This is a genomic window from Blautia fusiformis, assembly GCF_020686995.1.
Taxonomy (GTDB): domain Bacteria; phylum Bacillota; class Clostridia; order Lachnospirales; family Lachnospiraceae; genus Blautia_A; species Blautia_A fusiformis.
The window spans coordinates 1-14,920 of sequence record NZ_JAJEPT010000023.1 but is presented as its reverse complement, the minus strand read 5'-3'; the positions used below and the strand labels follow the sequence as shown (position 1 = coordinate 14,920).

13 protein-coding genes and 1 tRNA gene are annotated in these 14,920 nt (G+C 43.4%); 11 read left to right on the top strand and 3 right to left on the bottom strand.

The window, feature by feature from the left end; translation table 11 throughout:
• Positions 1–23 precede the first annotated feature (23 nt).
• The 8 genes from LKD46_RS15285 to LKD46_RS15250 all read left to right on the top strand — a co-directional run bounded on the left by LKD46_RS15285 (position 24) and on the right by LKD46_RS15250 (position 9,432).
• Entirely contained in the window at positions 24–1,286 is a 1,263-nt protein-coding gene (locus LKD46_RS15285; RefSeq protein ID WP_021652944.1) for an ABC transporter substrate-binding protein, read from the top strand.
• Between the two features lie 90 nt (positions 1,287–1,376).
• Positions 1,377–2,249 (top strand): carbohydrate ABC transporter permease, encoded by an 873-nt coding sequence (locus LKD46_RS15280; protein WP_110103627.1) that lies wholly within the window; start codon positions 1,377–1,379, stop codon positions 2,247–2,249.
• Positions 2,250–2,275: 26 nt separating this feature from the next.
• Positions 2,276–3,643: a family 4 glycosyl hydrolase gene (locus LKD46_RS15275; RefSeq protein ID WP_021652942.1), complete on the top strand. Its 1,368-nt coding sequence runs from the start codon at positions 2,276–2,278 to the stop codon at positions 3,641–3,643.
• A gap of 1 nt (position 3,644) precedes the next feature.
• Positions 3,645–4,556 carry a carbohydrate kinase family protein gene (locus LKD46_RS15270; RefSeq protein ID WP_021652941.1) on the top strand — a complete coding sequence of 304 codons (912 nt, stop codon included), beginning with the start codon at positions 3,645–3,647 and terminating at the stop codon, positions 4,554–4,556.
• Positions 4,557–4,694: 138 nt separating this feature from the next.
• Positions 4,695–5,969, top strand: coding sequence for a peptidoglycan-binding protein (locus LKD46_RS15265; RefSeq protein WP_044962381.1), 1,275 nt, complete (start codon positions 4,695–4,697; stop codon positions 5,967–5,969).
• A 224-nt stretch (positions 5,970–6,193) separates the two neighbouring features.
• Positions 6,194–7,252: an FUSC family protein gene (locus LKD46_RS15260; protein ID WP_044962378.1), complete on the top strand. Its 1,059-nt coding sequence runs from the start codon at positions 6,194–6,196 to the stop codon at positions 7,250–7,252.
• Positions 7,253–7,336: 84 nt separating this feature from the next.
• Positions 7,337–8,605: a M18 family aminopeptidase gene (locus LKD46_RS15255; RefSeq protein ID WP_021652938.1), complete on the top strand. Its 1,269-nt coding sequence runs from the start codon at positions 7,337–7,339 to the stop codon at positions 8,603–8,605.
• 17 nt (positions 8,606–8,622) lie between these two features.
• Complete coding sequence (locus tag LKD46_RS15250; RefSeq protein WP_227574325.1) at positions 8,623–9,432, top strand: Cof-type HAD-IIB family hydrolase; 810 nt, start codon at positions 8,623–8,625, stop codon at positions 9,430–9,432.
• Positions 9,433–9,613: 181 nt separating this feature from the next.
• Here the strand turns inward: LKD46_RS15250 and LKD46_RS15245 are convergent, their stop codons facing one another.
• On the bottom strand, positions 9,614–10,558 hold the full coding sequence (locus LKD46_RS15245) for an AEC family transporter (RefSeq protein ID WP_227574324.1): 945 nt from the start codon (positions 10,556–10,558) through the stop codon (positions 9,614–9,616).
• Positions 10,559–10,711: 153 nt separating this feature from the next.
• Here LKD46_RS15245 and LKD46_RS15240 point away from each other — a divergent pair, with 153 nt between their 5' ends.
• From LKD46_RS15240 to ilvC, 3 genes are all read left to right on the top strand, one after another.
• The gene (locus LKD46_RS15240; RefSeq protein WP_227574323.1) at positions 10,712–11,752 is read left to right on the top strand and encodes a tyrosine-protein phosphatase; all 1,041 of its coding nucleotides are present in this window, start codon (positions 10,712–10,714) and stop codon (positions 11,750–11,752) included.
• Between the two features lie 164 nt (positions 11,753–11,916).
• Positions 11,917–12,414, top strand: a complete 498-nt coding sequence (gene ilvN / locus LKD46_RS15235; protein ID WP_015526774.1) for an acetolactate synthase small subunit — start codon at positions 11,917–11,919, stop codon at positions 12,412–12,414.
• 97 nt (positions 12,415–12,511) lie between these two features.
• Positions 12,512–13,531, top strand: a complete 1,020-nt coding sequence (ilvC, locus tag LKD46_RS15230; protein ID WP_118515940.1) for a ketol-acid reductoisomerase — start codon at positions 12,512–12,514, stop codon at positions 13,529–13,531.
• A gap of 159 nt (positions 13,532–13,690) precedes the next feature.
• On the opposite strand, the gene LKD46_RS15225 is transcribed toward ilvC, so the two are convergent.
• Positions 13,691–14,587, bottom strand: a complete 897-nt coding sequence (locus LKD46_RS15225; RefSeq protein ID WP_118625543.1) for a LysR family transcriptional regulator — start codon at positions 14,585–14,587, stop codon at positions 13,691–13,693.
• Positions 14,588–14,692: 105 nt separating this feature from the next.
• Positions 14,693–14,766 (bottom strand) — tRNA-Pro (locus tag LKD46_RS15220).
• Positions 14,767–14,920 lie beyond the last annotated feature (154 nt).

Sequence of the window (14,920 nt, the reverse complement as noted above, 5' to 3'; positions counted from 1 at the left end):
TTATATAAAAGGAGGCAATTAATATGAAAACAAAAAAGGTGATGGCCACAGTATTGTCAGCAGTGACAGCATTATCCATGGCAGGAGGCATGGCCACAACAGTAAAAGCGGATGATGTGACAGAAATCACATTTCCTACATCCTGGGTTGGTGTCAGTGTTAATACAGAATGGTTCCAGGATCGTCTGGAAGCTTTTAATGAGGAGTACGGTGACAGTATCAAGGTCAATGTGGAAGAAATCGCAGGTGATCAGAACTATGTGGATAAGCTGAAAGTTCTGTATTCTTCCAATTCTCTTCCGGATACATTCAGTACAGGTGGATATAATCTGATTGATTCAATGAAGGATCAACTTGTCGACCTTACTGATTATGTAGATGATGACTGGAAAAAACTTGCAACTGATGCATGCTGGGATGTAAACTCCCGCGATGGTAAGATTTATGGAATTCCTTATACCAGACAGGTAATAGGATACTTCTACAACAAAGATCTCTTTGCTCAGGCAGGAATTGAGAAACCGGCAAAGACATGGGACGAGTTCTTTGAGCAGTGTGACAAGCTTCTGGATGCAGGCATTACACCGCTTTCCATGGATACTGCAGATTCCGGTTGGGTAACTTCACTGATGCTTGGTGCTATGATTGGTGAGAGCGATGAGGGAGAACAGTTTATGAATACCATGCTCCCGACAGATTATAATACAAAAGAATTTATCGATGCAGCAACCAGGATTCAGACCATGTTTCAGAAATATACAACTCCGGATGCAGTTGGTGGAAAATATGAGAATGCTGCAAGCAACTTCTTTATGGGACAGACAGCTATCATTGCAAATGGTCCTTGGATGATTAGCGATTTCTATGATACTTCTATGGTTGAAGATGGATTTGCAGATAAAGTCGGTACTGCAATGTATCCTGGTGATGTTATGTATAACAGTGGAAAAATTGGCTTTAATGTTGCTTCCAAGGATGAGAAAACACTGGATGCAACTCTTACATTTGTAAAATTCCTCACAAATGAGGAGAGCCAGCTTAAAATGCTTGAAATTACAGGCGATATTCCGGCTATGGAGGGTCTTACATCTGATAATGTAAAGCCACTTGTAAATGAAGTCATCGCAAACGGCGATAAAGCAGCGCACAGTATTAATGATTTCCAGAGCCTTTGGTATGCAAATGTAGTGGATGAGATCAGTATTCAGTATCCGCTTCTTGCGCAGGGTGAAATTACTCCGGAAGAGTTCGCACAGGCTCTTACAGACGCTGCACAGAAAAACTGATAATTATATGATTTCCGCGGCTTCGGCAGGACATACCTTCTTCTGAAGTCGCCGGAGGCTAAGAACAGACTGAAACAGGAGAGATGAGAAATGAAAGTTAAAAAATGGAAACTGGCAAGCTTTCTTTTGCCGTGTCTGCTCCTTTTTGCATTGATTTACCTGGCTCCGATGTGTATGGTGTTTGGAAGTTCATTTTTTGAATGGAAAGCAGGCGGTGTATTTAAATTTATTGGACTGGATAATTATATCAATGCTTTCCGGAACGACGCACGAATGCTTACAGCACTGAAGAATACGGGAATCTGGGTTGTGCTTCAGTCTGTTGTGCATGTGATGCTAGGAACTGTGATCGCGTTTATGCTTTCAAAAAGAAAAAAAGGTTGGAAAGTCCTCAGAACTATCTATATGATCCCGAATGTGGTATCTGCAGCGGCACTGGCTGTTATTTTCCTGAATGTATTTAATGCGCAGTATGGTATTATCAATTCTTTTGTAAAAACAGTAACCGGGAAACCATTTATGAAAAACTGGTTCTTTGATCAGAACAGTGCCTTTATCACAGTTACATGGAGCTGGCTTCTGTATACAGGAATGATCATCATTCTTGTGCTTGCAGGTGTTCTGTCCATTCCCGAGGATGTTGTGGAAGCGGCCAAGATCGATGGTGCTACAGACATGCAGATCAATATGAAGATTCGTCTCCCACTGATCCGTACTATTATTGGAACCTGTGAGATTCTGGCGGCAACCAGTATGCTGAGAGAATTTGAACTCATTTATCTGACAACCAACGGAGGGCCGGGAGATACAACACTGAATCTTCCACTATACCTGTACAAAACATCTATGACAGATAATAATTATGGTTATGCCAACATGATGGGAGTAATTCTTATTATTGCAGGGGTAATTGTAGTAAGTGCCATTAATCGGTTGTTTAAGATGAATGAGGCAGACTACTAAAAAGACAGAAAGAGGAGGAATTACAGATGAAAATAGCAGTAATCGGCGGTGGTGGAGTACGTTCCATGTTTTTGGCAAAAAGCCTTGCTCAGAGCAGTTTGGAATTGGGGATCAACCAAGTGATTTTTATGGATAATGATCCAAAGAAGCTTAATATCTATGGTAAAATGGCACAGCAGGTTGCAAAACGTCTGCAGCCAGACTTGCAGCTGGAACTTACCGGCGACCCTGTAGAAGCCATTAAAGATGCAGATTATATCATAACAACGATTCGTGTTGGAGAGGATGATATGCGTATCCAGGATGAACGAGTAGCTCTGAATCTGGGGGTTCTGGGGCAGGAAACTACCGGTGCGGCAGGGTTTTCTTTTGCTATGCGTTCTGTGCCGGCTCTGGTAAAATATTGTGAGCTTGCAAAAAAATACGCTTCTCCGGATGTAAAGATCTTTAACTTTACCAACCCAGCGGGAGTAGTATCTCAGACTCTGCGTGATATGGGATATGATTTTACCTATGGTATCTGCGATGCTCCAAGTAGTCTTCTCCATTCCTTTGCAAAAATGTATAAGGTTCCGCAAAATTCTGTGACGGGAGACTGCTATGGATTGAATCATCTTTCTTTTTTTGACAGTATTAAGCTGGATGGAAAAGAGATTTTGCCGGAGCTTTTAAAAGATGAAAGATTGTATACGGATACAGATATGCGTTTCTTTAAAAAAGATCTGGTAGAGCATATGGGATGTATTCTTAATGAATATTTGTATTATTTTTATTACAGAGAAGAAGCAGTTCAGCATATTTTGGATGCGGGTATCACCAGGGGAGAAGTGATCCGTGATGTGAATATCCATATGACGGAGGAACTGTCACACATGGATGTCGAAAATGATTTTGAAAACTGCCTGAAGGTTTATGATAAGTGGTATGGCAAACGTGAAGATGCTTATATGGCAAATGAGACCGGCGTATCCAGAGCAAAAGAACCCTATCATTTTGATGTTTATGCAAAGGATGATGGAGGCTATGCAGGTGTTGCCCTGAAATATATCCGTTCCAAATTAAGTGGAAAAGACAGTGAGATGATCCTTTGTGTACCGAATAACGGAGCAATTCCGGGACTCCTTAATACAGACATTGTGGAAGTTACATGTGATCTTAAAGATGGTGAGATGATTCCGCATAAAGTCCCAAATCCCGGGGAATTGCAGATGGAACTTATTCGCAGGGTGAAGATTTACGAAAGGCTGGCTTCTGAAGCAATCCGTACAAGAAGCATTAGTAAAGCAATTGACTGCCTTATGGTGCATCCTCTTGTCAATTCCTACTCACTGGCCAAGAAACTGGTGGAAACATATTTAGCCACAAATAAAGACTATATGGAGGAATGGAACTGATATGAGTTTTGTAGGTGGCGTAGGCTATTCCAATATTGATCTGATCTATTCTGGTCTTGATAGACTGCCTGATAAGGGAGAGGAGATTTTCGCCAGAGGATTTTCCATGCAGTTTGGTGGTGGGATTCCGGCTACCATGATCAATCTTTCAAGGCTTGGAGTTGAGTCCAGAATTATTACTTTTGCAGGGCATGATCTTTTTTCGGAATTTGTGAAAAAAACACTGAATAGCTATCCGGTAAAAACTGTGAATCTTTATAAAGGAAACAAGATGCCGGTGGTGCTGTCTTCCACCTTGCTATATTGTGGTGACAGAAGTTTTATTTCATATACAGACGGAATGGATCTTAATGATGCTGTTATGGATGAAGTTTATGAAAATCTGAAAGGTGCATATGTGGTAGATATGCATGTTGGATTTTTAGATGTGTATAAAAGACTGAAAAAAGATGGTTGTATCCAGATTTTTGATACGGGATGGGAAGATGATCTGACATTGGAAAAATACAAGGATTATCTGGAAATTGCAGATTATTATATTCCCAACCAGAAAGAGGCCATGAAGATTACAGGAACGTCCAGTGTGGAAGAGGCTGCTGACATTCTGTCGGAATTTTTTTCTGACGTGACGATCAAAATGGACAAGGAAGGGTGCCTGCTTAAAAATAAGGATGGAATAAAAATCATATCTTCTGTACAAAATGTAAAAGCTATTGATGCAACAGGAGCAGGAGATGCATTTATGAGTGGCTTTATTTATGGACTTTATCATCATTATCCAATTGAACAGTGCATTAAGTTTGGAAATGTAACAGGAAGTGCGTGTGTTCAGGGAATGGGCTGTATCAGCAATTTTGTCAATGAAGAACAGCTCTTGGAAATTGCGGGAACGCTAGAAGTCAGAGAACTTTGAAGAGGTGGAAAAAATTTATAATCTGTAACTGAAAAAGGTGTCTCTTATTTGTATATCAGGTAAGAGACATTTTTTTTATGCAAACATATACTAGCAGAGAACCAGTGTGCTTTCAGGCACAAAAAGGAGCCTCTGTTTATGAAAAATCATTCTTATATTTCCATGCAGCAGGATATGCCGGATCAGGGACAGCTGCAGGTGACGGTGCTGGACAGTGCCAGTAACCGTCCTGTGGAAAATGCTACAGTGCGGATCTCGTACACAGGAGTCCCGGATAATGTGATCGAAGAAATCCGTACGGATTCCTCCGGAAAAACGCCCATGCTGGAGCTGGCAGCTCCTCCACTGGAATACAGCATGAAACCGGTGGAGCAGCAGCCTTATGCAGAATATACAGTTCGGATCAGTGCAGAGGGTTTTACACCAAAAGAAGTTGCCGGGACAGAAGTTCTTCCCCATTCCATTGCCAGGCAGGGAGCATCCCTTAGCAGACAGCAGGGTAGTGGAGAGGACTATCAGCGGATCGTCATCGGACCCCATACGCTTTTTGGGGAATATCCTCCCAAAAATCCGGAAGCAGAGATCAAGCCGATAAATGAAACCGGAGAGATCGTATTAAACAAAGTGGTGATCCCGGAGTATATCGTAGTCCACGACGGGCCAATAGGGGATACCTCTGCACAGGATTATTATGTAAGATATAAGGATTATATCAAAAACGTGGCCAGCAGTGAGATCTACGCAACTTGGCCGGAGGACACGATACGTGCCAATGTTCTGGCAATCATGTCGTTTACTCTGAACAGAGTTTATACAGAGTGGTACCGGAATAAGGGTTATGATTTCACCATTACATCCTCCACAGCATACGACCACAAATGGATCCATGGCAGGAATATTTTTGAGAGTATAGACCGGATCGTGGATGAACTTTTTGAAAACTACCTTTCCAGACCGGATGTACGTCAGCCGATCCTGACCCAGTACTGTGACGGACACCAGGTGCAGTGCAGGAATCGGGGATGGATGACCCAGTGGGGAAGCAAAGCTCTGGGAGATCAGGGATATTCCGCCATTGAGATCCTGCGGAGCTTCTATGGAAACGATATGTATATCAATGTGGCGGAAGCAGTTTCCGGGATTCCCGCATCCTGGCCGGGATATGACCTGACTATCGGTGTTACTGGAGAAAAGGTACAGCAGATCCAGGAACAGCTTAATGCCATAGCAAAAGCCTATCCTGCCATCCCGTCAGTGATCGTGGATGGTATTTATGGTCCGGCTACTGCTGCATCTGTAAAAAAATTCCAGAATATATTCGGGCTTCCTGCATCCGGAGTGGTGGATTATCCAACCTGGTATAAGATACAGGACATTTATGTAGCAGTGACCAGGATAGCGGAGCTGCAGTAAATATAAAAATAATAAAAATGTTCCTGGCCATTTTCGGAGTGATCTGATCGGGGCTGGGAGTGTAATGTGTGAATATGATTTCAGAAAAAAATATTTGACGTTTCAGAATAAACCAAGTATAATGGCTGTTTGTATCTTTGAACGTAAATTGTAAAGAGATTGCGTTTATGAGCATGTGAAAAAAGCGAAATGAGAATGTCTGCTTTACAAAAGGAGTGATGAAAATGACATTTTATCAGGAACTGCAGTTAAGCTCAACCGGATCAAAACAGCTGATCAGAAATACCACAGACAAAAAGGAGAAAAGAAGGCATATTCTGATCTATAATTTTAAAGTGTATCTTGTCATGGCATTTTGTGTGGCGGTTGTGACATTGTACAGTAAGATAACCGGCAATGACAACAGTGTTGTAGGAGTAACCGTACTGCTGGCAGTGCTGGTTTTAAGACAGGCGGATTTCGGGATCCGGACGTCCCACGGATTGTTGTCCATTGCCGGGATTTTCTGTATTCTGATCGCAGGACCGAGATTGTCCAATATGGTTTCACCGGTACCGGCATTTTTTGTTAATGCGATAAGCATCCTGTTACTGATGATCCTGGGATGCCATAATGTAATTATGTATAACCATTCCACATTTGTTCTCGGATATCTGCTTCTGATGGGATATGACGTAACCGGAAAGGCGTATCTGCTTCGTGTAGAGGGGCTTTTGGCCGGAATGGTTCTCTGCATGGTAGTTTTTTATAAGAACCAGAAAAACCGCCCGTATCGCAGGACGTTTCTGGACCTGTTCCGGGAATTTGACCTGCATTCCGCAAGAGGCAGGTGGTATTTAAGACTGACGCTGATCGTTTCCAGCGCTATGCTGATCATGTCTCTTCTAGGACTCCCAAGAGCAATGTGGGCCGGAATTGCTTGTATGTCCGTGTGCTTGCCGTTTACCGAGGACTGCAAGGAAAGAGCCGGAAAAAGGGGGATGTTCAATATCGTTGGCTGTATTTTGTTTGCAGTGCTTTATCTGATACTTCCGGAATCTATGTATCCCTATATTGGAATGATCGGAGGAATCGGTGTGGGATATTCCGCAGGTTATGCGTGGCAGACTGCATTTAATACATTTGGAGCACTGTCCATTGCATCAGGACTGTTTGGAATGCCTGCAGCAGTGCTGCTCCGTATTGGAGCCAATGTATTTAGTTCAATTTATACTATGCTCGCAAATAAGCTTGGGGATAAGCTTGTGCAGCATATGTGGGTACGAAAGAGTGCAGAAATCTGAGATATTGCCCTGAAAAAAGTTTTGCCGTATAATGGGTAATAGCATAACAGCCTGGATATTACCGGGCCGACAGAGGAGAAGATTATGTACGAAGAAACAACAGAAAAACTGCTGGAATTTATCAGTAAAAGTCCTACAGCCTTTCAGGCGGCAGAGGAAACAAGAAGACGTTTTTTGGAGGAAGGCTTTACAGAATTGAAGGAAGAGGAGCGCTGGGAGCTGGAAAAGGGCGGAAAATATTTTGTCATGAGAAATCATTCCGCGATCATCGGATTTTCCATTCCTGTCAATGACTGCAGGAGATATCATATCATTGCAAGTCACAGTGACTCTCCGTCTTTTAAAATAAAAGAAAATCCGGAGATGTCTGTAAACGGAGCTTATGTGAAACTGAATGTGGAGCGGTACGGAGGAATGATCCTTTCTACCTGGTTTGACCGTCCCCTTTCTGTGGCAGGCCGCATGATCGTCCACAAAAACGGAAAAATTCTGGAAAAGCTTGTAGATATTGATAGAGATCTGGTCATGATCCCGAGCCTTGCGATCCATATGAACCGAGATATTAACGGAGGCTATCATTATAATGTCCAGAAGGATATGCTTCCATTGTACAGTGGCAGTGGCGAAAAAGGAAACTTCATGCGGATGCTGGCAGAAGAGGCAGAGATCCGTCCGGAGGATATCCTGGGCCATGATCTGTTTCTCTATAACCGGATGCCCGGAACGATCTGGGGGTCCAGGAATGAGTTTGTTTCCAGTCCAAGATTAGATGATCTGCAGTGTGCTTTCGCTTCACTGGAAGGCTTTCTCCAGGCAGATAAGAAGAAGGTCATTGCAGTCCACTGTGTACTGGATAATGAAGAAGTGGGAAGCACTACCAGGCAGGGAGCTGCATCCACATTTCTTAAAGATGTACTGTTTCGTATCAATCTGGCCCTTGGCGGAGACCAGGAAAGTTATCTGATGGCCCTTGCAGAGAGCTTTATGATCTCTGCGGACAATGCACATGCATTACATCCGAATTATACAGACAAGGCAGATCCTGTAAACCGTCCGGTGATGAATGGTGGAATTGTGATCAAATATAATGCCAATCAGAAATATTGTACTGATGGGATTTCTACAGCAATCTTTAAGGAACTCTGCAGAGAAGCAGATGTGCCATATCAGACATTTGTGAACCGTTCCGATATTGCCGGTGGTTCCACTCTGGGAAATATTTCCAATACCCAGGCGGCCATGAATACGGTCGACATCGGTCTGCCGCAGCTGGCGATGCATTCCGCTTATGAAACAGCCGGAGTGAAAGATACGGAAAGCCTGATCCGTGCGGCAAAGGTATTTTACAGGTGATATCGGAGGACAGGAAAATGAGCAGAAAAGCAGTATTTTTTGATGCGGACGGAACAGTCTGTGATATGAAAAAAGGAGTGCCGGACAGTGCCATAGAAGCCATCCGTGCGCTGGTAGATAACGGACATGAAGCGTGGCTCTGCACAGGAAGAAGTCGTGCGTTTGTATCCTGGTATCTGGAGCAGATCCCTTTTACGGGAATGATCAGTGCCTGCGGATCCACCATTGAGAAGGACGGGAAGAGACTTTTTAATAAAGAGATGACGCCGGAGGTTGCAAAGCTTTCTGTGGAGGTTCTCAGAAAATACGGACTGATCCCGGTAATGGAAGGCGCGGATTTTATGTATTATGACAAAGAGGAGTATACCGATGAAGTGAACTGGTATGCCAGTCTGATCACAGAATCCCTGGGTGATAAATGGAGGCCTATCCGCGGAAATGAGGACTGTATGCGGATTAATAAGATCAGCGCAAAAATGACTGAGGGATGTGATGCAGAGGCAGCGTTATCTATTTTATCAGAATACTATGATATCATTCGTCATGAAGGCAGCAGTTCGTTTGTGGGGAATACCATTGAACTGGTGCCAAAGGGCTTTAACAAGGCTGTGGGGATCGCGGCTGTGATCCGCCTGTTTGATATTCCGTGGGAGGATACCGTTGTTTTTGGAGACAGCAATAATGATCTTGCCATGTTTGAATACGCTGCAACAAAGGTTGCTATGGGAAATGCTTCTCCGAAGATCAAAGAACTGGCAGATTATGTTACGTCTGATATGTTCCACTACGGAATACGGGATGGATTGAAATATCTGAAGCTGATCTGAGAGGATATTTCATTTGCTTTGCAGGGTATGTGACTGTAAGAACAGGAACATCCACATCAGGAATGATAGCTTTATGTGAATATGCTTTTATAAAAAATGCTGTAAGAACCAGAAATCATAGTTCTTACAGCATTTTATGTTACAGATTTTTCCGGGTAGATAATATGCAGAAGCTGCAATATCAGATCAGTCCCAGACCTTTGCAGATAAACAGCCAGAGTGTCAGGGTAAAGGCACTGAATAATGTGGTAAGAAGCACGACTCCCGAAGAAAAAGAGCCCTCATGTCCCATGTTTTTTGCCATGACAAAGCAGGTAACGGTGCTGGCGGACCCCAACATGATAATGATGGAAACCAGCTTGTCCTTTGTAAAACCGCAGCGGATGGCAAGAGGAAGAAAAAGTGCTTCATAACCGACAAGTTTCATAAATGTACAGGCAACAGATGCTTTCAGCCGGGAAAAGGCTTTTCCGAAGTGCAGAGATCCGCCCATGGCCATGAGGCCAAGAGGAGTGGCGGTTTTTGCAAGATTGCCTGCCGTAGAGTCCAGGATCTTCGGAAATGGAAGACGAAGAAGGGACCAGAGTGTACCGGCTGCAATGCCAAGAATGATGGGATTGGTGACAATTCCCTTTAAAGTACGCTTCAGAACGGTACCATCTATTTTTCTCTGACCTGGTTTAAAGACAGAGAGAATTACAACAGCCATTACATTGTAAAGAGGGACGCTGGCAATGATCATCAGTGGTGCCATACCTGCATTTCCGTAAAGGTTCTGGATAATGGCGATACCAAGGATCGCCGCGCTGCTGCGGTAGGATGCCTGGATAAACTCGCCCCGGATATCGGAAGGATGGAGAAAATGGGACAGGAGCACGGAGATCATAATACTGAGCGATGTGATCGCAAAACAGAAAAGAACCATTTGGGGATCCCAGGCCTCATAGATATCAATTTTAGCGATGTCCTGAAACAGAAGCACAGGCAGGGGGATGACAAACACAAATTTGTTCATACGGTTGACAAATGCCTCATCAAATAGCCCGATCCTCCGGAAAAAATATCCCAGGAGAAGTGTAAGAAAGATGGGCACGGTAACATTCAGACAGAAAATAAGATTGTCCATAAAAGAAAGCCTCCCTGTGGTGAAAATTCTCTGTTTATTATATCCAAACTACGAAAATTGTCAAACGAGGTATACGGGACTGGAGATTTCTGGTATGATAAAAAGTGTTGCGAAGAAAGCAGCACAGGGGTTGAGAAGGAGAAAGGAAAGAAAATGAGATACGGAAAAATACGGATCGAAGATGGCTTTTTTGTGTTTACCAGACATATGATGCTCAACAGTCTTCCGTGTAAAGATATTCTCTGGGCGTACATGCGCCGTGAGGGAACCGATAAAACCGGTGAAAAGCAGCTGATCATCAATTATCTGGTAATCATAACCAGACGTCAGAAGCGTTATAAATTTGATATGACAGAGCAGGAGGTACAGGATTGTCTTCAGCTTCTTAAAGTACTGAATCCGGATCTTGCGGTTGGCTTTCCAAAAGGAAGCAGGCTTCCGCTTCAGAATCTTCCGAATACAAGAGATCTGGGTGCATTGATGACAGTAGACGGTTCGCATATTCTTCCCAGAAAGCTTTTGCGCAGCGGAGAAATCTATCATGCTTCTGCTGCAGACAACCGGATCCTTTCAGAAGAATATAATGTAAAAACAGTGATCGATTTCCGGTCAGCCGCAGAAGTAAAGAAAAAACCAGATGATATCATGGCAGGAGTGGAATATTATCATATTCCGATTCGGGATGAAGACAGCAGTGGAAACAGTTTTTTTGAACATGTGATGTCCTGTTATGGTGATGTAGACCGATATATGCAGGATTGGTACCGGAATTATATTACGGATGAATATTCTTTGAAGCAGTATGCACGTTTTCTGGATGTCCTGCTTCACGTAAAGAACGGAGCTGTTGTTTTTCACAGTGCCACAGGAGAAGACCGGACAGGAGTTGGAACGGCACTTTTGCTCTTTGCTTTGGGTGTACCTAAGGAAACGATAAGAAGGGATTATATGCGGTCGAATCTATGTCTGGAAGATGAACTGAAGTATATGCGCAGGCTTTACCGGGCAGACCGGCCGGAAAATAGCCGGAAGCTTGCAGATCTGAATGCCTTCTATCAGGTGAAGGAGTCTTATATCAATACAGTTTTTGATGTCATCGAAAAAGAAAACGGAGGAATTGAAAGATTCCTTCGAAAAAAACTCTACCTAACATCAAAGGCATCCGAGGAGCTTAAGAAAAAATATCTGATCTGAGGATAAAAACATTTCTTATCATCCTGAAGGGATTTTGCAGGAAATTTTGATTGACAAAATTTTCGAAGTTGTTATAATGGTAAGAAAGCAAGGGTTTATTAGATTAAAGCGTTAACTGACGAAGTCGGTTTTCTATACATAAAAGTGTTGAAAGCAGGTGTATTATGGAAAAGAGAATACTATCCATCCTTGTGGATAATACCTCCGGAGTCCTTAGCCGTGTGGCTGGCCTTTTCAGTCGCCGTGGTTATAATATTGACAGCATTACCGCAGGAGTGACTGCAGATCAGAGATATTCCCGTATGACAGTTGTTTGTGAGGGAGATGACCAGATGCTCCAGCAGATTACTAAGCAGCTGGCGAAGCAGGAAGATGTACGGGATGTTAAGGTCCTTGAACAGGACGACAGCGTTGCCCGTGAGCTGATGCTTGTCAAAGTTGCTGTGAAGCCGGAACAGAGACAGGGAGCTCTTTCAGTTGCAGATATCTTCCGTGCCAAGGTGGTGGATGTAAGTAAGGATTCACTTATTATGGAGATGACCGGAAGTCAGAACAAGCTGAAAGCGTTTGTGGAGCTGATGGCTGACTATGAGATCCTTGAGCTTGCAAGAACAGGAATCACAGGTCTGTCACGAGGCAGTGACGATGTCCGGTACCTGTAAAAATTTTTACATATGTTTGCTAGGAGAGCAGATACTCTCTTAACGATAAATAATTTTTATGAAGAAGATGTTGTAAACATCAGAGGAGGAAAGTAAAATGGCAAATAAGATTTTTTACCAGGAAGACTGTAATCTCGGATTATTAGATGGTAAGACAATTGCGATTATTGGATACGGAAGCCAGGGACATGCACATGCATTGAACCTTAAAGAGTCCGGATGTAATGTAATCATCGGCCTTTACAAAGGAAGCAAATCCTGGAAAAAAGCTGAGGAGCAGGGCTTCGAGGTATATACAGCTGCTGAAGCAGCTAAGAAAGCAGATATCATCATGATCCTGATCAACGATGAGAAACAGGCTGCACTTTACAAGAACGATATCGAGCCGAACCTTGAGGAAGGCAACATGCTTATGTTCGCTCATGGTTTCAACATTCATTTCGGATGTATCAAACCACCGGCATATGTTGATGTTACAATGATCGCTCCGAAAGGACCTGGACACACAGTAAGAAGCGAGTATCAGGCTGGCAAAGGTGTTCCTTGTCTGATCGCTGTAGAGCAGGATGCTACAGGTAAAGCTCAGGATATCGCACTTGCATATGCACTTGGAATCGGCGGAGCAAGAGCTGGAGTTCTTGAGACAACATTCCGTACAGAGACAGAGACAGACCTCTTCGGTGAGCAGGCTGTACTTTGCGGTGGTGTTTGCGCACTTATGCAGGCTGGTTTCGAGACACTTGTTGAAGCTGGTTATGACCCAAGAAACGCATACTTCGAGTGTATCCATGAGATGAAACTGATCGTTGACCTGATCTATCAGTCAGGATTCGCCGGAATGAGATATTCTATCTCCAATACAGCTGAGTATGGTGATTACATCACAGGACCGAAGATCATCACAGAGGATACAAAGAAAGCAATGAAGAAAGTTCTTTCCGATATCCAGGACGGTACATTCGCAAAAGAGTTCTTACTCGACATGTCCGATGCAGGTGCACAGGTACACTTCAAGGCTATGAGAAAATTAGCTTCTGAGCATCAGTCTGAGAAAGTCGGCGAGGAGATCCGTAAACTCTACAGCTGGAACGGCGAGGATAAGCTTATTAATAACTAAGCAAAATTTATTGCAGGTGCAATAAATTTTGCGCTACTCGAACGAAGCGTAGCGAAGTTTGAGTCAAAAAAGTTACATATGTAATACAGTGGCAGGAAACTTTTTTGAAATCTAAAACCCCCATCTGATCACAATGGTCAGATGGGGGTTTTTCATACTTTATCTATCCGGATGCCCTGTTTCATCATCAAAAAACGGCGCGATTAAAGCCGAATCAGCATCTTTCTGTCTGCATACAAACCCGATCTCACGCAGCGGAAAAGAAAATCCTACCGGTACTTCCACCAGAGTCCCTTCTTCCAGCTCTTTTTTTACAAAATCGCGGATCACACAGGCAATCCCAAGACCAATTTCCGCAAACTGGATCAGAAGATCCATAGTTGTTACTTCCAGAATGTGGCTTAATTCCACATGATGTTCTTTCAGCTGAGAGTTCACAGTCTGACGTGTAATATTGTCCTCATCCAGCATCATGAAAGTTGCTGCCTGAATCAGAGGTTCATCAGGATAGAGCTGTTTCTGGTTTTCCAGATACTGTTGTGTACAGACAAAGGTATCCTGGATTTTCAAAAGAGGTTGAAAATAATATCCCCGAAGCTTCTGCGGCCGTCCGATGAGTCCCAGATCGATTTTTTCCTCATCCAGAAGCTGCAGAGTCTGATAAGTAGACTGGCAGGAAATTGTGATACGTACATGAGGAAAACGAGCGATATAGTTTTTCAGGTGGGAGAGTAGTACATATCTGGTAAGAGTAGAACTGGCACCCAGACGAAGCTTTGGAATGTCCCGGGAACGGTTATGGCGAATGGAATTTTCTCCTTCATCCAGAAGTGAAAGAGCTTCTTTTACTTTTTCAAAAAGAAGCTCACCGTCCGGGGTCAGAGTGACACCCCGGGAACTTCGTTTAAAAAGAACGGTATCCAGATTCTGCTCCAGCTTCTGGATCGCTTTGCTGATAGCAGGCTGACTGATATAAAGGTCCCTGGAACTGTGGGATATACTGCCGGTACGTGCTACCGTATAAAAAATATGATAAAGAGACAGATTATCCTGCATGTAAAACCTTCCTTTCGAAAAATAGTAAGGGAATAAAGGTAATAAAAAAATCCGAAGTCATCAGACCTCGGAAACCTTAGTTGTTATAATATCTATAATGTTCAATCGGGGCAACAGGATTTGAACCTGCGACCTCACGGCCCCCAGCCGTGCGCGCTACCAAGCTACGCCATACCCCGCAACGCATATAACTATAACATAAACGAATTGTAAATGCAACCATTTTTTGAGGAGAAAGAGTGTGATCCCTTGATACTTGTTACTGTTCACTCCGTTCTCAGTAACACGCTTCGCGATGCACAGAATTTATGCTGATCGCATAAATTCGCGCGG